This is a genomic window from Cryptocyanus atlanticus LEGE 06306 (assembly GCF_056633155.1).
On the sequence record NZ_JBSJOZ010000006.1, the window covers coordinates 98399 to 122870 of the forward strand.

Consider the following 24472-nt stretch of genomic DNA (forward strand, 5'->3'; position numbering starts at 1 on the left):
GTCGTGGGCCCACTATGTCAGGGCAGGTCCGCCTGGAGCGAGCATGGTGTCGCGGCTGGCGATCGAGAGCTTTCTGCGCCGCCCGGGACCGCTGCTGGACGTGCGCAGCCCCTCCGAGTTCGCCCGGGGACACATCCCCACAGCCGGCAACCTGCCGCTGTTCAGCGACGACGACCGGGCGGCGGTCGGCACCACCTACCGCCAGCTGGGGCACCAGGCGGCGGTGCGTCTCGGCCTGGAGCTGGTGGGGCCCAGGCTTGCCGGCTTCGCCGAGGACCTCGTTCGCCACCACGCCGCTGGCGGCGGAGAGCCGCTGCGGCTTCACTGCCTGCGCGGCGGCCTGCGCTCCGACAGCCTGGCCTGGCTGGCCGGCACCCTCTCCCTGCCCACCCTGGTGCTGGAGGGTGGCTACAAGGCCTACCGCCATTGGGTTCTGGCCTGCTTCGAGCGGCCCTGGCCCCTGCGTCTGCTGGGCGGGCGCACCGGCACGGGCAAGACCGATCTGCTGCTCGAGCTGGCCCGACGGGGGGTCCCCGTCGTTGATCTTGAGGGCCTGGCCCGGCATCGAGGCAGCAGCTTTGGCGGCCTGGGTCAGCCGCCCCAGCCCACGACCGAACAGTTCGAGAACCTGCTGGCGGCGTCCTTGGAGGAGCAGGAGGGGGCCGGGGCGATCTGGCTGGAGGCCGAGAGCGCCCAGGTGGGCCGTTGCCGGATTCCGGCCGGTCTCTGGCGCCGCATGCAGGCCGCCCCCGTCCTGGAGATCCGTCGACCCCTCGAGGAGCGGCTGCGGCGGCTGGTGGCGGTGTACGGCTCCCAGGATCCGGCCGCTCTGGCGGAGGCGACCCGCCGGATCGGGAGACGGCTGGGGCCGGAGCGCACCACCGCCGCCCTGGCCGCGCTCGATCGCTCCGACTGGAGCGGGGCCTGCCGCCAGATGCTCGACTACTACGACCGCTGCTACGACCACGAGCTGCAGCGGCAGCGGGGAACGGGATCGTCCGGGACGGCGGCCGGGTCCGTGGACCTTTCGGACTGGGACGAGGCCACGGCCGCCACCCGGCTGATCGATCACGACTCCATCAACCCCCCCCTTGGGGCGGGGTCGGGGGCTCTGCCTAGGATCGGACTTTCGATCCCCTCCGAATGACGGCCATTCAGTTCTTTCGCGGGGTGGATGAGCCCGTGGTTCCGGATATCCGCCTCACCCGCTCGCGCGACGGCCGCACCGGACAGGCGCTGTTCGTGTTCGAGGAACCCGAGGCCCTGGCACCGGAGGCCATGGGGGATATCACCGGCATGTTTCTGCTCGATGAGGAGGGGGAACTGGTCAGCCGTGAAGTGAAGGCCCGTTTCGTCAATGGCCGGGCCAGTGCGATCGAGGCCACCTACACCTGGAAGACGGAGGCGGATTTCGAGCGGTTCATGCGCTTCGCCCAGCGCTATGCCGAGGGGCATGGCCTCGGCTTCGCCGGCCAGGATGGGGACGCCTCCGCCCCGGATGGGGACCCTGCCGGCTCCGGAGAGCAGGCGGAGGCTTGAAGTTCGGCAACTGGCTGGGACTGGCGGCCGTCCTCGCGGCCGTCGCGCTGCTCTGGAGCCTGCGGGGTGTCGTGATCCAGGTGTTCGCGGCGATCGTGCTGGCGATGGCGCTCTGCACCCTGGTGGGGGTGGTGCGGCGCCGCCTCGGCTGCACCCGCCCCCTGGCGCTGCTGGTCAGTCTGGTGGGCGTTCTGGTGGTGGTCGTGGTGGGGGCCACGGTGCTCATCCCCCCCTTTGTCCAGCAGTTCACCCAGTTGATCGCCAAGCTGCCGGCGGCTGCGGAGCTGCTGCTCGATCTGGCCCGGGGGGTTCTCTCCCAGGCCAGCCAGGCGCTCTACGGCCGCCAGGATGGATCGCTCTCCTGGCTGCCGCAGCTCTGGCCGGAGGCCGGGGCCGGATCGGCCGCCCTGGCCACGGGGCTGGGGGGGGGTGCCCTGCGCTTGCTGGGCCTGGCCGGCAACCTGGGAAGCGGCACGCTCCAGCTGATCTTCGTGCTGGCCGTGAGCCTGATGGTGGCGGTGCAGCCCACCGCCTATCGCGAGGTGCTGGTGCTGCTGGCGCCGTCCTTCTACCGCCGCCGCTTCCGGCGGGTGCTGGAGCTCTGCGGCGCCGCCCTCAGTGACTGGATGGTGGGGGTGTTGATCAGCTCGGTCTGCGTGGCCCTGCTCGCGGGCATCGGACTCTCCCTGCTCGGCGTCAAGCTGGTGGTGGCCAATGCGCTGCTGGCCGGGCTGCTCAACGTGATCCCCAACGTGGGCCCCACCCTCAGCACGATCTTCCCGATGTCGGTGGCGTTGCTGGAGGCTCCCTGGAAGGCGGTGGCGGTGCTCGGGCTCTACGTCGTGGTGCAGAACCTCGAGAGCTACGTCATCACTCCGTCGGTGATGCATGCCCAGCTGCGCCTGCTCCCGGGCCTCACGCTCACCGCCCAGTTCCTGTTCACGGTGGTGTTCGGGCCGCTGGGCCTCCTGCTGGCCCTGCCGATGGCGGTCTGCCTGCAGGTGATCGTGCGCGAGATGCTGATTCACGACATCCTTGACCCCTGGACCCGACAGCGAATCGCCCCATGAACGGCCGCGCCCTGCTCGGGAGCCTCGCGCTCGTCGTGCTCGGTCTGTTGGTCTGGGAGCTGCGCTGGGCCCTGCTGGTGCTGTTTGGAGCCGTGGTGCTGGCGGTCGCCCTCGATGTCCCCGTCACGGCCCTGCGGAGCCGGCTGCCCCTGAACCGGCCGGCGTCGCTGGCCATGGTGCTCGTCGCCCTGCTGCTCGTGGGCTGGAAGGTGGGGGAGCTGCTGCTGCCGGAGCTGATTCAGCAGACCCATCAACTCGCCCTGCTGTTGCCGGAGCTGGTTGAGCGGCTGGGGGAGCTGGGCGGCGGCTCGGAGGCCTTCCGCAGCCTGGAGCAGCGCTTGATGGAGCGGGCCACCTGGGACCAGCTCCAGCCCCTCGGCGGTCAGCTGCTGGGCGTGGCGGGAGGCGCCGCCAACTCCACGGTCCAGCTGCTGCTGATGGGGCTACTGGCCGTGCTGCTGGCCCTCGATCCACGCCCCCACCAGCGCCTGGTGCTGGCCGCCACACCGCGCTTCTGGCGGGAGTCGATGCAGGCGCTCCTCCACGACGGCCGCCAGGCGTTGGGCGGCTGGCTGGCCGGGATGACGGTCTCGGCGGTCATGGTGTTCCTGTTCACCTGGGCCGGGCTGGCCATCCTGCGGGTGCCGCTGGCGCTGTTGAGCGGCCTCGTCTGCGGCCTGCTCACCTTCGTGCCCACGATCGGTCCCACCGTGGCCACGCTGCTGCCCCTGGCGATGGCCTTGCTCGTCTCCCCCGGCAAGGTGCTGCAGGTGCTGATCCTGAGGCTGCTGCTGCAGAACGCCGAAGCGTTCGTGCTCACTCCCCTGCTGCTGAGTCGCACCGTGAATCTGCTGCCCACGGTGGCCCTGATGGCCCAGCTCAGTCTCGGCACCCTGCTGGGTCTGCCGGGGGTGCTGCTGGCCCTGCCACTGGTGGTGGTGCTGCAGGTGGTCTGTCAGCGGGTGCTGGTGGAGCAGGTCATGGACCGCTGGAGCTGAGGGTCTGGCGATCAGCGATAGCGGCGCACCAGGCTGGGGGTCAGCAGGAGCACCGCCACGGCCAGGGGATGCTGCTGCAGGGCCGTCCCCAGCGAAGACCAGGTGAAGTGATCGCTCAGCAGACGGAGCTCCCCGCGCAGATCGGCCACGGCCAGCACCACCAGCAGCAGCGGGATGAGGGAAAACCCCTTCATCCGGTGCTGCCGGCGGCCTCGGCCCGATCGCTGTCCCGCCGGCGGCTGGCGAACCCGCTGCCGCTCAGCAGGGGCAGCAGGGTGGGGGCGATGCCGATGCTCGACCAGCTGCCGACGCTGATGCCCACCGTCAGGGCCATGGCGAACCAGAAGAGACTCGAGCCTCCGAAGAACAGGATCCCGAGCAGGGGCAGCAGGGTCGTGAGGGAGGTGTAGAGCGAGCGGGTGAGGGTGGCGTCGACGGCCACGTCCACCTGGTCGCTGAACGGGAGGGTGGCCAGCAGGGACTTCTGCTCCCGGATCCGGTCGAACACCACCACCGTGTCGTTGACCGAATAGCCCGCCACGGTGATCAGGGAGACGGCGAAGAGGGAATCCACTTCGACCCCCCGCAGCAGCCCCAGCCAGGCGAACAGCCCGGAGGTGATCAGCACGTCGTGGCCGAGGCAGAGGATGGCCAGGAAGGCGAACAGGCGGTCGTAGCGGAAGGTGATGTAGGCGGCGATGGCGACGAAGCTCACCAGCAGCGAGATCAGGCTGCTGCGCAGCAGCCGGGCGCCCAGGGTGGGGCCGATGGTTTCCACCGAAGTGCCCCCACTCCGGAACGGACCGATCGGAGCCGAGAGCTGCTCGATCAGGGCGCTGCCCTGCTCGGCACTGAGTCCGGGCAGGCGGAGGTCGAGGGAGCGTCCGGCATCCAGCACCTGGACCGGAGCCCGTTGGATCGACGGGGCCGGCTCCCCATCGGCTTCCGGCAGGCGGATGGCGGCCAGGGCCCGCGTCACCGCGGGGCTGTCGAGCCTGTCGCAGGCGTCGCCGCAGTCCCGCTCAAGCTGGATGCGGGTGCCTCCGGTGAAATCGAGGCCGAGCCGGAACGGGGCCGCGATCGCCGGGTTGAGCCAGCAGAGCGCCATCCCCAGCAGACTCAGCAGGCAGGCCAGGACGGAGCCCCACCAGGCCAGGCGCCGGTAGCGGGTGATGCGGAAGAAGCGGATCGCCGCGGCCGTGGGCAACCCGCTGGGGGTGAGGGTCATGGAAACTCAGGCTGCCGGTGAGGGCCGCTCGCGGTCGGGCAGAAAGTAGGTCGGTCGTCGCAGGTTCGGATAGGTCATCAACAGGCGCAGCAGCGAGCGGGTGCAGGTGAGGGCCGTGAAGAGACTCAGCAGCAGCCCGATGCCCAGGGTGACGGCGAATCCCTTGACCAGGCCGGTCCCCAGGCTGAACAGGGCCACACAGCTGATCAGGCCGGTGAGGTGACCATCAAGAATGGACGAGAAGGCGAGCGAGAAGCCGGCGTCGATCGAGCGGATCAAGGTGGTGCCGGAGCGCAGTTCCTCCTTCACCCGCTCGAAGATCAGTACGTTGGCGTCCACCGCCATCCCGATCGAGAGGATGAAGCCGGCGATGCCCGGCAGGGTGAGGGTGACCGGGATCAGCGCGTAGAGCGCCAGGTTGAACAGGGTGTAGAGACTGAGGGCCAGCACGGCGATGGCACCGGGCAGCCGGTAGATCACCACCATGAACACCCCCACCAGCGCCAGGCCGGCCAGGGCGGCGACCAGGCTGCTGCGGATGTTCTCGGCCCCCAGGGAGGGGCCGACGGTGCGCACCTCCACGATCTTCACCGGCAGGGGCAGGGAGCCGCCCCGCAGCTGCACCTCCAGATCCCGGGCCTCCTCGGCGCTGAAGTTGCCGGTGATGCTGGCGGCCCCACCGGTGATGCCCGCCACGGCGAACTCCTGGCCGACGCTGGCCTCACTGATCGAGCGGCCGTCGAGCACGATGCCCAGCAGGCGCCCGCTGCCGGCGATCGAGCGGGTCAGTTCGGCGAAGCCCTCGGCCCCCTCGCGGTTGAAATTGAGGGTCACGTCCCAGCCGCTGCCGGTCTGCTGCTGCTGCCGGCCGGCCGTGACCAGATCCTTGCCAGTGAGCGTGGCAGGTTCATAGAGGGCCACCACCCGGCGGTTCACCGCCTCCAGCAGGGCCGTCAGCTGCTCGGCCTCACCGGCGCCCGCCACCACCGGAACGCCCAGGTCCTGGAGGATCCGGCCCAGTTCCTCGGGCTCGAAGCCCGGGGCCGGAGGGGCGGGCGGATCACCCGGAGCGGTGGCATCGTCCCGGGAGCCTGGGCGGCTCTCCACCTGATTGAGCACGGCGGTGGCCTGTCGCTTCAGGCGCAGCAGTCCCTGCATCTCCTGTTCAGTTCCGGGCCTCTGGGCCCGGAACTCCAGCAGGGCCGTGGTGCCGAACACCTTGGCGGCCCGGCTGGGATCCTGCTCGCCGGGCAGCTGGAGCACCAACTGGTCGTCCCCGACGGTCTGCAGGGTCGATTCGGCCACCCCGAGGCCGTTGACGCGGCGATCGAGCACCTCCTTGACGGCCTCCAGCTGCTCCCTCTCCACGGCCTTGATGCTGCCGGCGGGCAGCACCTGCAGGGTGAGCTGGCTGCCACCGCGCAGATCGAGGCCGAGCTGGAGCGGAAAACTCATCAGCACGGCTGCGGAGGCGATCGCCAGCGCCAGGATCAGGGCGAAGAACCCCTGAGGTCGTGCCATCTCAGATCGTGCCTGCCTTGAGCCCGCTGGCGGCGGCCACGATCTGGTGGGGCTGAATGATCGTGAGATTCTCGAGCGAGCCGTTGTAGGGGGTCGGGATGTCCTGGCTGGAGAGCCGCACCGGGCGGGCGTCGAGGTCGTCGAAACAGTGCTCGGTGATCAGGGCGATCAGTTCAGCGCCGATGCCGCCGGTCTTCATGCATTCCTCCACCACCAGCACCCGGTGGGTCTTGCGGACCGAGCGCACGATGGTGTCGAGATCGAAGGGTTTGAGGCTGATCAGATCGATCAGTTCCACGTCCACTCCATTGGCTTCGAGCTGCTGCACCGCCTTGAGGCAGTGGTGCCGCATGCGGGAGTAGGTGAGGATCGTGACGTCCTTGCCTTCACGCACCACTTCCGCCTGATCAAGGGCGCAGATGTAGTCGCCCTGGGGGAGTTCCTCGCTGAGGTTGTAGAGCAGCACGTGCTCGAAGAAGAGGACAGGATTGTTGTCCCGGATGGCCGCCTTCATCAGGCCCTTGGCATTGGTGGGGGTGCTCACCGCCACGATCTTGATGCCGGGCACCGCGTGGAAGTAGGCCTCCAGCCGCTGGCTGTGCTCCGCCCCCAGCTGGCGTCCCACCCCGCCGGGGCCGCGGACCACCGTGGGAATGGTGTAGTTGCCGCCGCTGGTGTAGCGGAGCATGCCCATGTTGTTGGAGATCTGGTTGAAGGCCAGCAGCAGGAATCCCATGTTCATGCCCTCCACGATCGGGCGCAGCCCCGTCATCGCGGCGCCGACGGCCATGCCGGTGAAGCTGTTCTCGGCGATCGGGGTGTCGAGCACCCGCAGCTCGCCGTATTTCTCGTAGAGATCCTTGGTGACCTTGTAGGAGCCGCCGTACTGGCCGACGTCCTCGCCGATCACGCAGACGGTCGGGTCCCGCTCCATCTCCTCGTCGATGGCGTCACGCAGGGCGTTGAACAGGAGGGTCTCGGCCACGGGCGGTGTGCGGAGCCGGCGGCTGCCGGTGGAGCGGCCAACTTATCTCAGGCCACGGCTGGGCCGCCCCGATCAGCCTCCGGCCGCGAAGGTGGCCAGCAGCAGAACCGAGAGCAGCATGCCCGGCGAGAGCAGCAGGGCCAGCAGGCCGAGGTCGTGGGGGGTCATGGCGGAAAGCCTCTGGGCAGAGCCTAGGAGGGTTCTCCGGTCCTGCCCGGCAGCAGGCTGCGAACGAACACCAGCGCCAGCCCGAGCGCCACGAAGGCGAAGCTGAAGGTGGCCAGGAAGCTCATGCCCACCACCAGGGTCTTCACCGCCGTGCCGATGCTCTGGGCGATCGGCTTGCTGTAGTGGGGCGGGTGGAGCGCGTACCAGCCCAGCACCCGCCCGCTCAGCTGCAGGCAGATCCAGGCCAGCGCCCCGCTGGTGAGGGCTCCCGAGAGGAAGCTGAGCGGTCCCTTGCGGGGGGGGGCGCCAGCCTCCGGATGGGCCTCCGGTGCCGGGCGTCCGGTGGTCTCCGGCCGGGCCGTGGCGTTGTCGGGCTCGCTCATCGGGCCGGCGGGGGGCAGATGATCCTGGCCCCCATGCTGCTGCAGCGGCAGCACCAGGCGTGGAACCCTGCCGCCGTCAGGGCGCTCTGCAGCCGCCGGCGGGCCGCCTCGGCCGCCTCCAGCTCCGCGAAGAGGGCATACAGGCTCGGACCGGAGCCGCTCATCGCCACCCCCAGCTGCCCCGGGGCGCTCCGCAGCAGATCCAGTCCCTCCCCCACGCTGGCCTGGTCCGGCTCCACCACCCCCTGCAGGTCGTTGCGCAGGGGCGGCAGGGCCCGCTCCCCCCGCAGGGCCGCCAGCAGCGGGCCCTGCCGCAGAGCCTGCCGCCGTTGCTCGAAGTCCTCCTCCCGCTCCAGATAGAAGTCTCCCCGCAGGTCACGGCAGCGGCCATAGGCCCAGGGGGTGGACACGCTGGCGGCCGGATGCTTGATCAGCAGCACCGCCAGCTCCCCCGAGGTCTCCGGAGCGGCCAGGCGCGGGCCATCCCCCAGCCCGGCCGGCTCGAGGCGCTCGCCCCGACCGAAACAGAGCCGGCTGCCCCCCTCCAGGAAAAAGGGCACGTCCGAGCCCAGCTCCGCCGCCAGCCCGGCCAGGCTCTCCGGCTCCAGATCCAGCTCCCAGAGGGCGTTCAGGCCCAGCAGGGCGGCGGCGGCATCGCTGGAGCCGCCGGCCAGCCCCGCGCCGATCGGGATGGTCTTCTCCAGGACGATCGCGGCCCCCAGCTCCGGCCGCCCCCCATGGCGCCGCAGGGCCTCGGCCGCCCGCACGATCAGATTGCCGCCGTCGGTGGGCAGCCCGGGTTGGTCGCAGTCCAGGCTGATCCCGCCGTCGTCGCGGCGGCGCAGCCGGAGACGGTCGGCCAGATCCAGGCTCTGCATCAGCATCGCCAGCTCGTGAAAGCCGTCGTCCCGCAGGCCGAGCACCTCCAGGTGCAGGTTGATCTTGGCCGGGGCCTCCACCAGGATTTCCGGCGACCCGTCCGGTTCGTTCCTCGGGTGTTCCGATCCACTCCGTTCGGGTCCGCTCGGATTGACCATGGACGGGCTCGCGGGTGGGTTGGGCTGGTGGCGGGTGCTGGAGCGTGGACCGGGCCGATCGACCCGGATCAGGTCGGCCCGGCCTCGGCCCGATTCAAGCCGGTGGCCTCGCCGAGCCGCTCGGCCAGGGCCACCCAGCGCTCAGCTGCCAGCTCCTGGGGCCGCTGCTGCAGGCTGATACCGGCCGCGGCGGCCCGCGCCGCCAGCTCCCCGGGGGGCAGCAGGCCCGCCAGGGTGTTGCGCAGCATCTTGCGTCGGGAGGCGAAGCAGCGCTTCAGCAGACGTTCGATCCCTGCGGCCAGCTCCGGCTCCAGCCGCTGCTCCGGCGCCAGGGGTTCGAGCAGGATCACCTCCGAATGCACCTTCGGCGGCGGCTGGAAGGCACGGGGTGGCACCGGGCAGACCGTGTGGCAGCGCGCCAGCAGCTGCATCCGCACACTCAGGGCGCTGAAGGCGCTGCTGCCGGCCTTGGAGCGGATCCGCTCCCCCACTTCCCGCTGCACCAGCAGCACCAGCCGCCGGTAGGGACGGGCGGCGGGCCGGTCCAGACGTCCCACCAGGCGTTCCAGCAGGGGACCGGTGATGTTGTAAGGGATGTTGGCCACGACCTTGTCGGCGGCGGGCAGCTCGATCGTGAGCACGTCGCCGGCGAGCAGATGGAAGCGGGGGTCGGCACCGAAGCGCCTCTCCAGACCCGCCACCAGGTCGCGGTCGAGCTCCACCGTGCGCAGGGCGGCCAGGGGCGTGGCCAGCAGCCGCTCAGTCAGGGCGCCGCGGCCCGGACCCACTTCCAGCACGGTCTCGGATGCCTCGATCCCCGCCGCCGCCACGATGCGATCGAGCACGGCCGTGTCGGTGAGCCAGTGCTGGCCGAAGCGTTTGCGGGCGCGGTGGGCCCCGAAGGTCATGGGCGTGGACGGAGGGAGCCCCCAGCCTGCCCGCGCGCCAGACCCATCCCTGGCTAGAGCGGGGGAGCCCCTGATCTGCCGGCCATGCGTTCCGCCCGCCTCACTGCCCCCCTGCTCGCCCTGGCCGCGGGGATGGGGCTGGCTCCGGCCCAGGCCGGCAGCGTCAGCGCCGATTCGGTCTGGGATCGCGGCAACGCCCTGCAGCGCGCCCGGCAGCAGCTGCCGCCCGGGGCCACCATCACGGCGACCCGCTGCCAGGAACTGATGGTCGGCATGAGCAACTACCGCCACCGTTGCACCATCGAGTTCCAGCCGGCTCCACCCGCCCCGTCCGGACCGGCCCCGCCGTCCGGGTCGCCCCCCATCCCCTGATCTCAGCCGGCCCCCTGATCCTGGAGCGGCCCCTCGAGCCGCAGCCAGCGCACCGGTCCCGGCGCCGGAGGCAGGGGCACCAGGGCACAGACCGTCTCCAACGGCAGCTCGGCCCAGCTCGGATGGGCCGCCATCCAGCAGGCCCAGGCCCGCGCCAGCTTCCACCGTTTGGCCAACCCCACGGCGGCCGTCCCCCAGCCATCCGGTCCGCAGCGGCGCCGCCCCTTCACCTCCACCAGCAGCAGCCGCCCCGGTTTGGTGAGCACCAGATCCAGTTCCCCCCAGCGGCAGCTCCAGTGCCGCGAGTGCAGCCTCCAGCCCCGCTCCCGCAGCAGCCGCAGTGCCCGTTGCTCCGCCCAGCGGCCGGGGATGGCGGTGCGGCTGCGGACCCGTTGCGGTGTGCGCGGAGCCATCGGAGTGCCGCTCGACTGTCCCTAAGGTTCCCCTTGTGTCGCACTGAAGCCATGGCTGTCCTGCTGCGTTCGCTGATGTCCGGCCTGTGCGCCCTGCTGCTGCTGGCCGGTGCCCTGCCGCTGGCAGCTCCCCCGGCCGATGCCGCCATGGACTACGCCAAACAGGTGCTGATCGGTGCTGACTTCCACGGCAGCAACCTGCGCGGTGTCACCTTCAATCTCACCAACCTGCGCGACGCCGATCTCTCCCGGGCCGATCTGCGCAACGCCAGTCTGTTCGGGGCCAAGCTCCAGGACGCCAACCTGCGCGGCGCCGATCTGCGGGAGGCCACCCTGGATTCGGCCGTGCTGGAGGGCACCGATCTACGCGACGCCGTGCTGGAGGACGCCTTCGCGTTCAACACCCGGTTCGAGGACGTGGCGATCGACGGGGCCGATTTCACCAACGTGCCGCTGCGCCCCGATGTGCTCACCAAGCTCTGCGCCATGGCCAGCGGCACCAATCCGGTCACCGGCCGGCTCACCCGCGAGACCCTCGGGTGCGCCTGACGACCCCGAGGTCGTGATCCTCCAGCCCGCCGGCCCATGAGCTTCGATGCCCACAGCCTGGAGCGCCTGAAGGAGCTGGGGCGACGCCTGCCCCAGCCCCTCCCCGCGCCCCCGCCTTCGGCTCCGGCCCCGGCCCCGGCCCCCGATGGCTCCGGCCAGCGCCTGCATCCCCTGGAGGTCACAACCGATCCGGATCAGTTGTTCCATGAGCTGATCAAGGCCAGCCCCGATGGCCGTGTCCCGCCCCACCTGCTCCAGCGCCTGCAGGCGCTGGAGGATCAGCGCCGCCAGCGCCGCCGCCGCGAGCCTGGTCAACCGCAGGATTCCGGCCCGCTTCCCCCGCGAGGTTCGGCCGCCGCCGTGCCGCCGGCCCCCGCTTCGCCCCCATCCTCACGGCGGCAGGGGCCGCTCCGGGGCCAGCGGTCCGCCGTTCCGCCCGGGCGCTCCGCCGCCGCTGAGCATCAGGAGCTGTACAGCGAATTCCATCAGTTGCTGCTGGAGGATGACGACGACGACTGAGCGTCCCGCCGGCGGAGCCCCTCCCGGTCCGCCGCCGCCCCCTGCAGCGCATCGATCGCCGCCTGCAGCTGCTCCAGGCGCTGCGGGGCTGGCCCCCAGAGTTCGATCAGCTGCGGAGCCCGCCGCTCCGGCATCACGCCGAAGCGGCCGTGGCGATAGATCTCCTTGAAGAGGCTGTCCACCTCATCGCGGTAGGCCTCATCCACCGGCCGGATGCCATCGTCCTCCATGGCCACGGGCCAGTCGTCCGAGCGGGGCACGAAGGCCAGGATGTCGAGGTGATCGAGCGATTCCCTGACGGCGGGCACCATGGAGAGCACGAAGTCCGCATCGATGTCAGTGCTGTTCTGATTGGCTGTGTATTGCGAGTAGGCCAGGTAATCGACCGGAGACCTGTCGAAGATCACCCGGTCCGCCGGGCTGCTGTAGCGATGAAGTCGGCCGATGTTGTAGTACATCTGCAGACCATTGTGAAGTCTGGTGGAGGCCTCGCGGAACCGGATCTCGTAGGGTCCCCGCAGGCCAAGAACGCGGTAGGGCTCGTCCTCCCGTCGATAGCTCGGATGCGCCGCCACCCAGTCGTTGACGACGGTGGATTTTCCCAGGGAGTGGGATCCTGAGATGGCGATGCGCATCGCGACCGAAGGGCCGAACGGGCCTCCGAACCTAGGAGTCCGGCCCGCCGCTTTCCGCTGCTAGTACAAGTGCACTAACCTGGCCCCCTGTCTGGGGTCGCCCCGTGTCCGTCGAACGCCGTGCCGACCGGGTCCCGCCGCTGGCGCCGGAGCCGCTCGGTCCGCTGCGGCTCCAGCGGCGTGCCGTGCGGCTGCCCCTGGCGACCGAGTCGGTGGCGGCCGGCTTCCCCTCCCCCGCCGCCGACTACGTGGAGGTGGGCATCGATCTCAACGAGCAGCTGATCCGTCACCCCAGCAGCACCTTCTTCCTGCGCGTCAGCGGTGATTCGATGACCGGCGCCGGCATCCACCACGGTGATCTCCTCATCGTCGACCGCAGCGTCGAACCCCGCCCGGGCCGCATCGTGGTGGCGGTGCTGGACGGGGGCTTCACCCTCAAGCGGCTGGTGCTGCAGCGCGGCCGCTGGTGCCTGGAGGCGGCCCATCCGGCCTATCCGCCGCTCGAGCTCAGCGACGACGACGACACCCGGCTCTGGGGCGTGGCCATCCACGTGATCCATTCGCTCTGAGCCGCCGATGCCCCAGGCCACCGTGCTGATCGACGGCAACAACTTCTATGCCTCGTGCGAGGCGGCCCTCGATCCTGCCCTGATCGGCCAGCCGCTGGTGGTGCTCTCCAACAACGACGGCTGCATCGTGGCCCGCAGCGCCGAGGCCCGCGCCCTCGGTATTCCCATGGGCCGCCCCTACTTCCAGGTGCGGCGCCAGCTGGAGCAGCTGGGCGTGCTGGTGCGCAGTTCCAACTACGCCCTCTACGCCGACATGAGCCAGCGGCTGATGAACACCCTCGAGCCCTGGGTGGAGGAGCTGGAGATCTATTCGATCGACGAGGCCTTCGGCCGGCTGCACCGCCCGGCTGCCGGGGATCTCACCGCCTGGGGCCAGGCCCTGCGCCGGCAGGTGCGGCGCCACCTGGGACTGCCGATCGCCGTCGGCATCGCCCCCTCCAAGGCCCTGGCCAAGCTGGCCAACCGGCTGGCCAAGCGGCCGCCGCTGGGGGCGGTGGCGGGTTCGCCGGCACCGGCGGAGGGGGTGTTCGATCTGGGGGCCGTGCCCGATCCGGCGCCCTGGCTGGAGCTGGTGCCGATCGAGGACGTCTGGGGGATCGGCCGCCAGCTCTCGCGCTGGTGCCGCCTGCGGGGCGTGGCCAATGCGCTCCAGCTGCGCGAGATGGCCAGTGGGGAGCTGCGCTCCAGGGCGGGCGTGGTGGGATTGCGGCTGCAGCAGGAGCTGCGCGGCCGCGGTTGCCTGCCGCTGCAGAGCGTGGCGCCGGCCAAGCGTGAAACCTGCGTCAGCTGCAGCTTCAGTGAGCCGATCCGCGAGCTCTCCCAGCTGCGGGAGGCGGTCGCCACCTACCTCAGCCGCGCCGCCGAGAAGCTGCGCCGCCAGCGCCAGCGCACCGACACGATCACGGTGTTCGTGCGCAGCAGCCCGTTCAACGGCACCCGCTTCTACGCCAATGCCGCCACCGTGTCGCTGCCGCTGGCCAGCCACGACACCGCCGTGCTGCTGGCCGCCGCCCTGCCCCTGGCCGAGCGTCTGTTCCGGCCCCACAAGCCGCTGCAGAAGGCCGGTGTGCTGCTGCAGAACCTGCAGCCGCTGGAGCAGTTGCAGCACCATCTGTTCGCGCCCCTGTCCGAGGCCGACCAGCGCCGTCGCGCGGTGCTGATGGCCACGATCGACGGCCTCAACCGCCGCTACGGCCGCGGCACCGTGCAGTGGGCCGCCTGCGGCCTCCAGCCCGCCTGGGCGATGAAGCGCCAGCGGCTGTCGCGCGCCGCCACCACCCGCCTGGGCGACATCCCCGTGGTGCACAGCGGCTGAACCGGGGTGGCGCGGACGATCGTTCCCCTACCGGCGGTTGCGCGGTGGCCGGTCGCTGCCGGCCAGGAGCTGCTGCTCCCAGCCCTCCAGCCGCCGCTGGAGCGCCCAGGCCGCCAGGGCGATGGCCCCTCCCACCGCCAGGGCCCAACCGGTGTGGAACCAGGCGATCGCCAGCAGGGCCAGCCAGGCCAGCGGCGGCAGCAGCGGCCGCCAGCGCCGGATCGTGGCCAGGGCCCCCGAGCAGCTGCGGCAGTGGCGGGTATGGCTCTCGAGGCGCTCCACCAGCCGGGTGCGGTCGAGCGGCGGCGGCAGGGGCGCACCGGGAAAGGGTTCGCCGGCGTGTTGGGTCACCCACTGGTGCAGGGCCTGCACGTAGCCGTCGGCGCCGGTGGCCAGGTGGAAGGCCCGGGCCACCGCCGGGCTGCCGCCACGCTCCTGCAGGGCCCGCTCCTGGGCATGCAGGAAGATCTGATCGTCCTCGAGCACCACATGGTTGCCGAGGTGCTGCAGCCACTGGGGCCGCAGCCGCAGCAGCCGGCCCGGCCAGGGGGAGTCGAAGCGGAAGGGGAAACGGGCGAACAGCCGGCACTCCCCCTTGCGGATCGGTGTGGCGTAGACCACGGTCAGGATGCGGGCGAAGCCGGGGGCGGTGAGGTCGTGCCACATCAGGCACGGGCCGTCGAAGCGGCTGAACTGGGTGCCGAGCTTGCCCTGTCTGGGCCCCTCCCGCCAGACGCCGCTGAACCCGGCGGGGCCAGCCTCGGTGACCTCCAGCTCCACCGGTCCGGCGGTCTCGCGGCGCCCGACCGTGGCGTGGTGGGTGAAGGGCACGTGGCTGACGTCGAGGACGTTCTCCAGCAGGGTGAGGGCGTCGTAGGGGAGGTCGCGGAAGGTGTCCTGCACCAGCCAGCGGCCGGGCTCCTCCTCGATCTGCGGCACCAGGGGCAGCGCCACCGCGACCGCGTCTTCCGGCTCGCCGGCGAAGACGAACAGCATCCCCTGGCCCTCGGCCGTGGCGTAGGCGCGGCAACGGGCCCGCCGCTCGCTGGGGCGGCGGCCCGCCTGGGCCTGGGGGATGGCGGTGCACTGCCCGGTGCCGTTGAAGGTCCAGCCGTGGTACGGGCACTCCAGCTCGCCGTCCCCACTCAGCCGCCCCTCGGAGAGCGAGGCCAGCCGGTGGGGGCAGGCGTCGCTGAAGGCACGCCAGCGGCCGCCGGCCGGTCCGGGGGAACCGTGGCGGTCGAACCAGAGCACCAGGTCGTCCTCCAGCAGGGTGAACGGGGCGGGGCGGGTCGGATCGAGGTCGCGCAGGTAAGCCACCGGATACCAGGCGCGTCGCCAGAGCGGGCCGGCCTGGCCCGCCGGATCGGGATCGGTGGCCGGGGCTGTTCCCGGAGCTGGGTCCGGAGCCGTGGTGGCGCCGCTGGGGCTGGTCATCCCCGTCCTGTCGTGTCAGGAGCGGATGGTGGCAGTTGGGAGGGGGTGGCTGCGGACCCTGGTGTGGAAGCGCTAGGCGGCCGGGGCCTGCAGGGTTTCGGCCAGCCCGGCGCAGCGCTGCTGGTCGAGGGCGCCGATGTGTCGGCGTTCGCTGTAGTACAGCTCCTGGAAGCGCAGGGCGTCGCGGTTGAGTTCGGCGAAGAGTGCGTCGATGCGCGGTTCCATGTCCAGGGTCGCGGCTGGGGTCGCGGCTGGGGTCGCCCCGGGAGGCTGGCCGTCCGGCTCCAGCAGACGGGCGATGCAGCGCTCCAGGGTTTCGAGCCGCTGGGCGCCCCAGGCGTCGAGCAGGTGCCGACAACGTTTCAGACACCGCTGACGCTCCAGGCTGGCGGTGGCGCCGCGCAGCTGCAGCAGGGGCTGGGCCAGGGCCATGCGCTGCAGCTCGTTGGGCTCCAGCAGGGGGGTGAGCCGATCGAGCAGGTCGCTCGGCTCCAGCAGCAGCCGGTCACCGAGCAGACGCGGCAGGTCGATGCGGGCCAGATCGTCACCGGGATCGCTGCCGCGGTTGATCGCCTCCAGCCGACCGACGCCGAGGTTGTCCTCCTCGATCGCGCCGATGGTGGCCCAGAGGAGACGGTGATGGGAGAGGGCGAACTCGTCGAGCTCCCGCAGGCGGAGCTCCCGCCGGATCGTGGGGCGATGGCGGCCGGCATGGAGGTAGAGCCGCAGCAGTTCCGCCTCGGCGTGCTCGCGCAGCCCGATGGCCCCCGGCGGCTCCCAGCGGCTGGCGCGGCCATGCCAGCGCTCCCCCTTCACCTGCTGACGCAGGTCCTCCTCCAGCTTCTGGGCCAGCCGCGCCTGGCCCCCGGCCAGCCGTTCAGCCATCCGCTGGAGGTAGTGGCTGCGCACCGCCGACTGGGGCAGCTTGCCCAGCAGCGCCACCAGGCCGGCAACCGCCTGCTGGAACTGGTCGGCGCGGCTGAGATCCTTGCCGGCGAGAGCCTGCTCGATCTGCCAGTCCAGCCAGAGCGGTGCCTGCTCCAGCAGGGCGCGGTACTCGCCGGCCCCATGCTCCTTGAGGAAGTCGTCGGGGTCCTTGCCGGCGGGCAGGTGCAGCACCCGGAGCTCCAGCTGGCCCTGGAGGGCCAGATGTTCCACCTCACCGATCGCCCGCTGGGCCGCCCGCACGCCGGCGGCGTCGGTGTCGAAGTTGAGGATGAGCCGCTTGCTCTCGCAGCAGCGGCAGAGCTGGGTGATCTGCCGGCCGCTCAGGGCCGTGCCCAGGGACGCCACCGCATTGGTGATGCCGGCGGCGTGGAGGGCGATCACGTCGAAGTAGCCCTCCACCACCACCGCCTGGTCGTCCTTGCGGATGGCGGCGGCGGCCCGGTCCAGACCGAACAGGTGCTGGCCCTTCTCGAACACCTCCGTCTCCGGGGAGTTGAGGTACTTCGGCTCGCCGCCGTCGAGGCTGCGGCCGCCGAAGCCGATGACCCGACCCTGCCGGTCCTTGATCGGCACCATCACCCGATGGCGGAAGCGGTCGTAGACCCCCTCGCCCCCTTTGCGGGAGATCACCAGCCCGGCGGCCTCGAGCCGCTCCGGGGGCAGACCTTCCACCTGGGTGAGATGGCGGAGCAGACCGTCCCAGCGGTTGGGGGCGTAGCCGATCTCGAAGGTCTCGATGGTGCCCGCATCAAGGCCCCGCTGCTCCCTGAGGTAGGTGAGGGCGGCGGCCCCTTCGGGACTGCGCAGCTGGGCGCGGAACCAGCCGGAGGCCAGGGCGAGGGCCCGCAGCAGGGCCTCCCGGTGCGAGAGCTGGCGCCGCAGCCGCTCCTGCTGGGGACCGTCGACGGTCTCGACCGGTAACTGGTATCGGCGGGCCAGATCCAGCACCACCTCGCTGAAGCTGGTGCGCTGCAGCTCCATCAGGAACTTGATCGCGTTGCCGCCGGCGCCGCACGAGAAGCAGTAGTAGAACTGCTTGGCCGGCGACACGGTCATCGACGGTGACTTGTCGTCGTGGAAGGGGCAGATCCCCACGAACTCCCGCCCTTTCTTCTTGAGCACCACGTGCTCACCCACCACGTCAACGATGTCCGCACGCTCCTTGACGGCCTCGATCGTGCGCGGGTGGAGACGGGGCTGGAGCGCGGACTGGCTCAAGGGATGGCGCTACCGGTGGGGTCTGGGTGGCGCCCATTCTGCCGGAGACCACCAGGCCTGGGGAGGGGAACGGCGGGATCGGCACATGCAGCGCCGCGCCGCGCTCTGGATGCTGGCCAGCGCCCTGGCCTTCAGCCTGATGGGGGTGTGCGTCAAGGCGGTGGGCAGCCGCCTGCCGGTGGATGTGGTGGTGCTGGCCAGGGCCGTGGTGAGCCTGGCGCTGAGCGCCGCCATGCTCCGCCACGCCGGCCTCTCCCCCTGGGGCCAGCGCCGCGGCCTGCTGGTGCTGCGGGGCGCCCTCGGGACGGCCGGTCTCTACTGCGTCTACCTCGCCCTCGCCGGCCTTCCCCTGGCGGTGGCCACGGTGCTGCAGTACCTCCATCCCACCGTCACGGCCCTGCTGGCCTGGCCCCTGCTGGGGGAGCGCCCGGGCGGCCGGGTCGTGCTGGCGGTGGTCCTGGGCTGGCTCGGGGTGGCGCTGCTCGTCGATCCCTCCCTGGTCGGCGGAGCGGCCTCCCAGCTGCCCACCGGCCCCCTGTTGTTCGCCCTGGCCGGTGCCGTGCTCTCCGCCCTGGCCTACGTGAGTGTGCGGGCTCTGGGGCGCACCGAGCACCCGCTGGTGATCATCTTCTACTTTCCGTTGCTGGCGCTGCCGCTGAGCCTGCCGGCGGTGCTGCTCCATCCGGTGCTGCCCACCGGCCCGGAGCTGGGCTGGCTGGTGGGCGTGGGTCTGTTCACCCAGCTGGGCCAGCTGGCCCTCACCAAGGGCCTGCTGGGGTTGCCGGCGGGCCGCGCCACGGCGATGAGTTATGTGCAGGTGCCCCTGGCCGCTCTCTGGGGTCTGCTCTGGTTCCGGGAACCGCTCGATCCCGACACGATGCTCGCCGCCGGCCTGGTGCTGGCGGCGACCGTACTCAGCCTCAACGGCCGTCGCTCCTGACTGTTCGCCGCAGGCCCCGGGCCATCAGGCGAGGTCTCCCGGCAGCGGCAGGGGATCGAGCAGCCATTCCGGGCTGGATTCGGCCGCCTCGCCGCGATCTGGACCGCCGTTGGCGGCCGGGCCCCCGACCGGCCTGGCCAGCCGCCAGCTCTCGCCCCGTTCCCCCCGCAGCAGATAGAGCTCGAAGGGGCTGTCCACCTGGAAGGGATCGTTCGCCAGCCGCCAGTCAAAGCGGCCGCTGAGGTGGAGACCCCTGCCCTCTCCGATCCGCACCGCCTCCTGCCCATCCAGCCGCACCCGGCTCACCTGGGGGCGGCCGCCGGGGGGCTCCAGGGCAAGGGCATCGGCGATGGCCCGCTGGGTGAGATCGATCTGCAGAGCCAGGGCCTGCAGCAGCACCCCCCGGGGCGGCTGACCGGCGCCCTGACAGCCGCCGAGCGTCAGCAGCAACGGCAGCAAGAGGCCCCCCAGCAGGGCCCCCAGCCGGCCCCCCAGCCGGCCCCCCAGCCGGGAGGAGATCCGACCGACGGGGGGCCTCCGGCTGGAGGGGGCGTCGGACCTGGGCGGACTGGCGGGGCTTGGCGGACCGGGCACCATGGGTCGCATCGGAATGAACCCCATGATCGGCTGGCTGCAGGGCCATGTGGCGGAGCCGTGGCAGCAGGGCAACCGCTGCGGTCTGTTGCTGGCCTGTCAGGGAGTGGGCTATGAGGTGCAGCTCACCCGGCGCCACTGGGAAGGCCTCCCGCCGACCGGCAGCCCGCTCAGCCTGTACACCCATCAGGCGATCCGGGAGGACGCCTGGACCCTGTTCGGTTTCGGGGCGCGCCACGAGCGGGATCTGTTCCGGCTGCTGGTGGCGGTCAGCGGGGTGGGCCCCCAGATGGCTCTCGCCCTGCTGGGCTCGATGAGCCCCGAAGAGCTGGTGCGGGCCATCGTGCGGGCCGATCTGCGGCTGCTCGCCCGGGCGCCCGGGGTGGGCAAGCGCACCGCCGAGCGGCTGTCGGTGGAGCTGCGCGGCAAGCTGGCCGAGGCGTTCCGAGGGTCCTTCGACGGGGGCTGGGCCGGGACCGGGGCCGACCGGCTCGGCCTCAAGGAGGCCCCGGGCGAGGGCCGGACGGATCCGGGTCCGGACCCCTCCACCCGTGAGGAGGTGCAGCTCACCCTCACGGCCCTGGGCTATGAACCGCTGGAGATCAGCCGGGCCCTGCGGGCGGTGGGCCAGCAGGGCCTCGAGGCGAGCGTCGGCCCTGACCCCTGGCTGCGGGAGAGCCTGCTGTGGCTCTCCCGCTCGGCCGCCTGAGCGGGGGTCAGCTGAGGCGTTAGGTTGGCTGTTTGCACCGTCAGGGCCCGACGCCGGCATGCCGCTCGATACCACTAAGAAGCAGGAACTGATCAACACCCACCAGACCCACGGCACCGACACCGGCTCCGTGGAGGTCCAGGTGGCCATGTTGAGCGAGCGGGTGAGCCAGCTCACCGGCCACCTGCAGCAGAACAAGCACGACTTCTCCTCCCGCCAGGGTCTGCTCAAGATGATCGGGCGCCGCAAGCGATTGCTCGGCTATCTCCGCGCCCAGAGCGAGGAGCGCTACGCCCAGCTGATCGCCAAGCTCGGCATCCGCGGCTGAGCCACGCCATGGCGGCCAAGTCCAGGTCCAAGCCCCAGCCGTTTCAACCCGATCGCCCCTCACGCCGGAGCGTCAGGAAGCCATCCGGACAGTCCGTGCCGGCGGTGCAACGGCCAGCGGCCACGTCCGCCGGCTCGGCGGGACGCTCCGCCGACGGATCCCAGGTGATTCCTCCGGAGGTGGCCAACCGGATGGCCCGGCGCATCGCCGTGGCCGCCGGCGGTCCATCCCTGCTCGGCATGGGGGTCTTCGTCGCCAGTTATCTGCTGGTGAGCCGCGGTCTGCTTGAGATCGCTCCGATCCTCACCCTGGCCACCTCCGGGGCCTGCTTCCTGCTGGGCCTGCTGGGGCTGAGCTACGGGGTGCTCTCGGCCAGCTGGGAACCCCAGCCCGGATCCCTGCTGGGGCTGGAGCAGATCGGGCTCAACCTGGGCCGGGTGCGAGGCTCGATCCGGGCGATGCGCCAGGGCGGCGCCAACGGGGGCTGAGCGTCAGGCGCTCTGCAGGGCCGGACGGAGCTGGGCCTTGAACGAGGCCTGGCTGAGGGTGCCCAGGGCCGCGCCGCCATCGCGCACGCAGAACTGGTGGCCCAGCCGCACGTAACGGGCTTCGCCCTGCCGGCGGATCAGGGCCAGGACCGGCACCCGCACCCCCGCCTCGTCCTGGTCCGGCCGGTGGCGGGTCAGGCATTCCCGCAGCCGATGCTGCACGGCGATGTCGCTGGCCTGATCCGCCGGCAGTTCCACCAGCAGAAGCTCCAGGTCATCAATGGCGCGGCAGTCGTCGACGATCAGCTGCACCCGGTCGTCGCGCCGATCCACCGAGGCCCAGATCAGCAGCCGAGCATCCACCATCAGGTGATCGCACAGGCGTGCATAGGTCTTCGGGAAGACCACCGCCTCGGCTGTGCCGCTCAGGTCTTCCACCTGGAGCACCGCCATGCGGTCCCCCTTGCGGGTGGTGACCTGGCGCAGCTCCGGCACCATCGCCACCACGCTGATCCGGGCCTTGTCGGCCTGCTCCTCCAGGCTGCCCAGGCCGATCGGCGAGAGCAGGCGGATCGGGTGGGCCAGCTGCCGGAGCGGGTGATCGGACAGATAGAAGCCCACCAGCTCCTTCTCCAGCCGCAGTTTCTCCTTGGGGGGGTAGTCGGCCACCGGGGCAGCCTTGGGGGCGGTGGAGTGATCGGCTGATCCAGGGACGCCGTCGGGCGCCTGGGCTGGGGCCGCGCCGAGCAGGTCCAGCAGGTTGCCCTGGCCACTGGCCCGGTCCCTGGCCCGGGAGCCGGCCCAGTCGAGCACCAGATCCAGGTCGGCCATCAGCTGGGCCCGGTTGGCCTTCGGTTCGAGCGAATCGAGGGCCCCGGAATGGATCAGCGATTCCAGCGCCCGCCTGTTCATCTGCTGGGAGGAGATGCGGTCGCAGAGGTCGGCCAGGGAGGAGAAGGGCCCCTCGGCGGCCCGGCTGTCCAGCAGCTGGCGGATCGCGCCGTCGCCGAGGTTGCGCACCGCCGAGAGGCCGAAGAGGATCCGCTCGCCGGTGGGGGTGAAGTCGATGCCGGAGGCATTGAGATCGGGGGGCATCACCTCGATGCCCATCGCCTGGCAGTTGGCGATATAGCGCTGCACCTTGTCGGTGCTGCCCGCATTCACCGTGAGCAGGGCGGCCATGTAGGCGACCGGGAAATGGGCCTTGAGATAGGCGGTCTGATAGGTGACCGCGCCATAGGCGGTGGAATGGCTCTTGTTGAAGCAGTATTCGGCGAAGAGCACCATCTGCTCGAACAGCGCTTCGGCCACCGTGGCACTCACGCCCCGAACCGTGGCCCCCTCCACGAACTGGTGGCGGTGCTTCTGCATCTCGGCCACTTTCTTCTTGCCCATCGCCCGGCGCAGCAGGTCGGCCTCTCCGAGTGAATAGCCGGCCAGATCCTGGGCGATCCGCATGATCTGCTCCTGATACACCATGATCCCGTAGGTTTCCTCGAGGATCGGCTCCAGCGCCGGGCAGGCGAACTCGATCGCTTCGCGGCCGTGCTTGCGGTTGATGAATTTCGGGATCAGGCCCGCATCGAGCGGACCCGGGCGGTAGAGGGCCAGGATCGACGAGATGTCCTCCAGGGAGGAGGGCTTGAGATCGCGCACGATCTGGCGCATGCCGCTGGATTCGAGCTGGAAGATGCCCTCGAGATCACCGCGGGCGAGCAGGGCGAAGGTGGCGGCGTCGTGGGGGGGCAGGGCGTCGGGATCGATGCGCTGGCCGCTGTTCTGCTCGACCAGATCGATCGTCTTCTCGATCATCGTGAGGTTGCGGAGGCCGAGGAAGTCCATCTTCAGCAGCCCCATCGCCTCCACGTCCTCCATGAAGTACTGGGTGATGACCTGGCCGTCGTTGTTGCGCTGCAACGGCACCAGCTCATCAAGCGGCTCCGCGGCGATCACCACCCCGGCGGCATGGACGCCGAAGGTCTTGTTGGTGCCCTCGATCCGGCGCGCCATGTCCACCCAGCGGCGCACCACCGGATCCTTCTCGTATTTCTGCCTGAATTCCGGCGCCGGCGACTCGGGCCCGATCATCTCGGCGAGCTTGGCGGGCTTGCCGCGCACCACCGGGATCAGCTTGGCGAGGCGGTCGGCGTCGCCGTAGGGGATGTCGAGCACGCGGGCCACATCCTTGAGCACCGCCTTCGAGGTCATCCGGTTGAAGGTGATGATCTGGGCCACCTTGTCGGCGCCGTAGCGCTCGGTGACGTACTCGATCACTTCACCGCGGCGCTCGATGCAGAAGTCGGTGTCGATGTCCGGCATCGACCGGCGCTCCGGGTTGAGGAAGCGCTCGAACAGCAGGCCGTGCTCGACCGGATCGAGGGCGGTGATTCCCAGGGCGTAGGCCACCAGGGAGCCGGCCGCCGACCCGCGCCCCGGTCCCACCGGGATGCCCTGCTCGCGGGCGTAGCGGATGTAGTCCCAGACCACCAGGAAGTAGGTGGGGAAGCCCATCTGCTCCATCACCTGCAGCTCGAAGGCCAGCCGCTGGCCATAGGTGGGGTCGATCGGATCGTTCGTGTTCAGCCCCAGCCGCTGGCGCAGCCCCTGTTCCGCCACGGCGCTGAGATAGCTCACCGGCGTGTGACCCGCTGGAATCGGGAACCGCGGCATCTGCTGGCGGCCGAGGATGTCGTAGGCCTCGACCCGCTCCGCCACCGCCGCGGTGTTGGCGATCGCCTCGGTCACCACCTCCGGCTCCAGGTGATCCGCGAAGAGGCGGCCCATCTCCGCCTCGCTTTTGATGTATTCCGTGCCCGTGTAGCGCAGCCGTTTCTCATCGCTCACCAGCTTGCCGGTGAGCACGCAGAGCAGAGCGTCGTGGGCTTCCACGTCGGCGCTGCTGAGGTAGTGGGCATCGTTGGTGGCGATCAGGCCGATGCCCAGTTCCCGGGCGATCCGCACGATCTCCCCATTGACGATCCGGTCCTCCGGGGAGCCGTGGTCCTGGATCTCCAGGAGGAAATCCTCGCCGAAGCGCTCCTGATACCAGCGGGCCACCTCACGGGCCACCTCGGGTCGGCCCCGCAGAATCGCCTGGGGGATCTCGCCCCCGAGGCAGGCGGTGGCCAGGATCAGACCGTCGCGGTGCTGCTCCAGCAATCGCTTGTCGATGCAGGCCCTGGCGAAGATGCCGCGGCCGCGCATGCCCCGCAGGTGGCTGAGGCTGGTGAGTTTCACCAGGTTGCGGTAGCCGGTGGCGTTCTTGGCCAGCACCACCAGGTGGTAACGCCGCTCGCCCTTGACCCAGGGGTCGTCGATCGAGCCGTTGATCACGTACATCTCGTTGCCGATGATCGGCTTGATGCCCGCCTTGCTGCAGAGCTTCAGCAGCTCGATGGCGCCGTACATGACGCCGTGGTCGGTGAGCGCCAGGGCCGGCATGCCCAGTTCCACCGCCCGTTCCACCATCTGGGGCAGCTGGCTGGCCCCGTCCAGCAGGCTGTAATCACTGTGGTTGTGGAGGGGGACGAAGGCCAAGGGATCGCGGGCTCGCGGGGATGGCCGCCCTGGTGAGGCGGCCTCTCCAGGCTAAGGGGCCTAC

26 protein-coding genes are annotated in these 24472 nt (G+C 70.9%); 13 read left to right on the forward strand and 13 right to left on the reverse strand.

Features of this window, described 5'->3' with window-relative positions; all coding sequences use genetic code 11:
* The first annotated feature begins 43 nt into the window (after positions 1-43).
* Genes mnmH through ACWJI7_RS08625 form a run of 4 tightly spaced genes read left to right on the forward strand, consistent with a single transcriptional unit; the run spans position 44 to position 3607 of the window.
* Positions 44-1147 carry a tRNA 2-selenouridine(34) synthase MnmH gene (gene mnmH, locus ACWJI7_RS08610; RefSeq protein WP_479937111.1) on the forward strand — a complete coding sequence of 368 codons (1104 nt, stop codon included), beginning with the start codon at positions 44-46 and terminating at the stop codon, positions 1145-1147.
* Positions 1144-1539: a photosystem II reaction center protein Psb28 gene (gene psb28, locus ACWJI7_RS08615; RefSeq protein ID WP_479937113.1), complete on the forward strand. Its 396-nt coding sequence runs from the start codon at positions 1144-1146 to the stop codon at positions 1537-1539. Before mnmH ends, psb28 begins: the two co-directional genes overlap by 4 nt.
* Positions 1536-2609 carry an AI-2E family transporter gene (locus tag ACWJI7_RS08620; RefSeq protein WP_479937115.1) on the forward strand — a complete coding sequence of 358 codons (1074 nt, stop codon included), beginning with the start codon at positions 1536-1538 and terminating at the stop codon, positions 2607-2609. The genes psb28 and ACWJI7_RS08620 overlap by 4 nt, the downstream gene beginning before the upstream one ends.
* Positions 2606-3607, forward strand: a complete 1002-nt coding sequence (locus ACWJI7_RS08625; protein ID WP_479937117.1) for an AI-2E family transporter — start codon at positions 2606-2608, stop codon at positions 3605-3607. Before ACWJI7_RS08620 ends, ACWJI7_RS08625 begins: the two co-directional genes overlap by 4 nt.
* Positions 3608-3618: 11 nt before the next feature.
* On the opposite strand, the gene ACWJI7_RS08630 is transcribed toward ACWJI7_RS08625, so the two are convergent.
* From ACWJI7_RS08630 to rsmA, 7 genes are all read right to left on the reverse strand, one after another.
* On the reverse strand, positions 3619-3801 hold the full coding sequence (locus ACWJI7_RS08630) for a hypothetical protein (protein ID WP_479937119.1): 183 nt from the start codon (positions 3799-3801) through the stop codon (positions 3619-3621).
* The gene (gene secF / locus ACWJI7_RS08635) at positions 3798-4835 is read right to left on the reverse strand and encodes a protein translocase subunit SecF (RefSeq protein ID WP_479937121.1); all 1038 of its coding nucleotides are present in this window, start codon (positions 4833-4835) and stop codon (positions 3798-3800) included. The genes ACWJI7_RS08630 and secF overlap by 4 nt, the downstream gene beginning before the upstream one ends.
* A 6-nt stretch (positions 4836-4841) precedes the next feature.
* Positions 4842-6356: a protein translocase subunit SecD gene (gene secD, locus ACWJI7_RS08640; RefSeq protein WP_479937123.1), complete on the reverse strand. Its 1515-nt coding sequence runs from the start codon at positions 6354-6356 to the stop codon at positions 4842-4844.
* Position 6357: 1 nt separating this feature from the next.
* On the reverse strand, positions 6358-7341 hold the full coding sequence (locus ACWJI7_RS08645) for a pyruvate dehydrogenase complex E1 component subunit beta (protein WP_479937125.1): 984 nt from the start codon (positions 7339-7341) through the stop codon (positions 6358-6360).
* Positions 7342-7532: 191 nt separating this feature from the next.
* Complete coding sequence (locus ACWJI7_RS08650; protein ID WP_479937127.1) at positions 7533-7892, reverse strand: DUF3082 domain-containing protein; 360 nt, start codon at positions 7890-7892, stop codon at positions 7533-7535.
* A complete protein-coding gene (gene ispE / locus ACWJI7_RS08655; protein WP_479937129.1) occupies positions 7889-8929 on the reverse strand; it encodes a 4-(cytidine 5'-diphospho)-2-C-methyl-D-erythritol kinase in 1041 nt (346 codons plus the stop codon). Before ispE ends, ACWJI7_RS08650 begins: the two co-directional genes overlap by 4 nt.
* A 68-nt stretch (positions 8930-8997) precedes the next feature.
* Positions 8998-9837, reverse strand: a complete 840-nt coding sequence (rsmA, locus tag ACWJI7_RS08660; RefSeq protein ID WP_479937131.1) for a 16S rRNA (adenine(1518)-N(6)/adenine(1519)-N(6))-dimethyltransferase RsmA — start codon at positions 9835-9837, stop codon at positions 8998-9000.
* An 84-nt stretch (positions 9838-9921) separates the two neighbouring features.
* On the opposite strand from rsmA, the gene ACWJI7_RS08665 reads away from it, so the two are divergent.
* Entirely contained in the window at positions 9922-10209 is a 288-nt protein-coding gene (locus ACWJI7_RS08665) for a hypothetical protein (RefSeq protein ID WP_479937133.1), read from the forward strand.
* Positions 10210-10211: 2 nt separating this feature from the next.
* Here the strand turns inward: ACWJI7_RS08665 and ACWJI7_RS08670 are convergent, their stop codons facing one another.
* Positions 10212-10622 (reverse strand): YraN family protein, encoded by a 411-nt coding sequence (locus ACWJI7_RS08670; RefSeq protein WP_479937135.1) that lies wholly within the window; start codon positions 10620-10622, stop codon positions 10212-10214.
* A gap of 51 nt (positions 10623-10673) precedes the next feature.
* Between ACWJI7_RS08670 and ACWJI7_RS08675 the strand changes: the two genes are divergently transcribed.
* The gene (locus ACWJI7_RS08675) at positions 10674-11171 is read left to right on the forward strand and encodes a pentapeptide repeat-containing protein (RefSeq protein ID WP_479937137.1); all 498 of its coding nucleotides are present in this window, start codon (positions 10674-10676) and stop codon (positions 11169-11171) included.
* A 36-nt stretch (positions 11172-11207) separates the two neighbouring features.
* Positions 11208-11690, forward strand: coding sequence for a hypothetical protein (locus tag ACWJI7_RS08680; RefSeq protein WP_479937139.1), 483 nt, complete (start codon positions 11208-11210; stop codon positions 11688-11690).
* Here ACWJI7_RS08680 and ACWJI7_RS08685 read toward each other — a convergent pair.
* Positions 11657-12325: an AAA family ATPase gene (locus ACWJI7_RS08685; protein ID WP_479937141.1), complete on the reverse strand. Its 669-nt coding sequence runs from the start codon at positions 12323-12325 to the stop codon at positions 11657-11659. The genes ACWJI7_RS08680 and ACWJI7_RS08685 overlap by 34 nt on opposite strands.
* Before the next feature lie 104 nt (positions 12326-12429).
* On the opposite strand from ACWJI7_RS08685, the gene ACWJI7_RS08690 reads away from it, so the two are divergent.
* Both ACWJI7_RS08690 and ACWJI7_RS08695 read left to right on the forward strand, forming a co-directional pair.
* Positions 12430-12894 (forward strand): LexA family protein, encoded by a 465-nt coding sequence (locus ACWJI7_RS08690; RefSeq protein ID WP_479937143.1) that lies wholly within the window; start codon positions 12430-12432, stop codon positions 12892-12894.
* 7 nt (positions 12895-12901) lie between these two features.
* Positions 12902-14209: a Y-family DNA polymerase gene (locus tag ACWJI7_RS08695; RefSeq protein WP_479937145.1), complete on the forward strand. Its 1308-nt coding sequence runs from the start codon at positions 12902-12904 to the stop codon at positions 14207-14209.
* Positions 14210-14236: 27 nt separating this feature from the next.
* Here ACWJI7_RS08695 and ACWJI7_RS08700 read toward each other — a convergent pair whose 3' ends face one another.
* Entirely contained in the window at positions 14237-15646 is a 1410-nt protein-coding gene (locus tag ACWJI7_RS08700; RefSeq protein WP_479937147.1) for an aromatic ring-hydroxylating dioxygenase subunit alpha, read from the reverse strand.
* Between the two features lie 72 nt (positions 15647-15718).
* Positions 15719-17812 carry a DNA primase gene (dnaG, locus tag ACWJI7_RS08705; protein WP_479937149.1) on the reverse strand — a complete coding sequence of 698 codons (2094 nt, stop codon included), beginning with the start codon at positions 17810-17812 and terminating at the stop codon, positions 15719-15721.
* Between the two features lie 85 nt (positions 17813-17897).
* Here dnaG and ACWJI7_RS08710 point away from each other — a divergent pair, with 85 nt between their 5' ends.
* Positions 17898-18752, forward strand: coding sequence for a DMT family transporter (locus ACWJI7_RS08710; RefSeq protein ID WP_479937151.1), 855 nt, complete (start codon positions 17898-17900; stop codon positions 18750-18752).
* A gap of 24 nt (positions 18753-18776) precedes the next feature.
* On the opposite strand, the gene ACWJI7_RS08715 is transcribed toward ACWJI7_RS08710, so the two are convergent.
* Positions 18777-19349 (reverse strand): hypothetical protein, encoded by a 573-nt coding sequence (locus tag ACWJI7_RS08715; RefSeq protein WP_479937153.1) that lies wholly within the window; start codon positions 19347-19349, stop codon positions 18777-18779.
* Between the two features lie 22 nt (positions 19350-19371).
* Here ACWJI7_RS08715 and ruvA point away from each other — a divergent pair, with 22 nt between their 5' ends.
* The 3 genes from ruvA to ACWJI7_RS08730 are packed head-to-tail and all read left to right on the forward strand — an operon-like array spanning position 19372 to position 20871.
* On the forward strand, positions 19372-20055 hold the full coding sequence (ruvA, locus tag ACWJI7_RS08720) for a Holliday junction branch migration protein RuvA (protein ID WP_479937155.1): 684 nt from the start codon (positions 19372-19374) through the stop codon (positions 20053-20055).
* A 58-nt stretch (positions 20056-20113) separates the two neighbouring features.
* A complete protein-coding gene (rpsO, locus tag ACWJI7_RS08725; RefSeq protein ID WP_479937157.1) occupies positions 20114-20383 on the forward strand; it encodes a 30S ribosomal protein S15 in 270 nt (89 codons plus the stop codon).
* Positions 20384-20391: 8 nt separating this feature from the next.
* Entirely contained in the window at positions 20392-20871 is a 480-nt protein-coding gene (locus ACWJI7_RS08730) for a photosystem II biosynthesis protein (protein ID WP_479937159.1), read from the forward strand.
* 3 nt (positions 20872-20874) lie between these two features.
* Here the strand turns inward: ACWJI7_RS08730 and ACWJI7_RS08735 are convergent, their stop codons facing one another.
* Positions 20875-24408, reverse strand: a complete 3534-nt coding sequence (locus ACWJI7_RS08735; RefSeq protein WP_479937161.1) for a DNA polymerase III subunit alpha — start codon at positions 24406-24408, stop codon at positions 20875-20877.
* Positions 24409-24472: the final 64 nt, after the last annotated feature.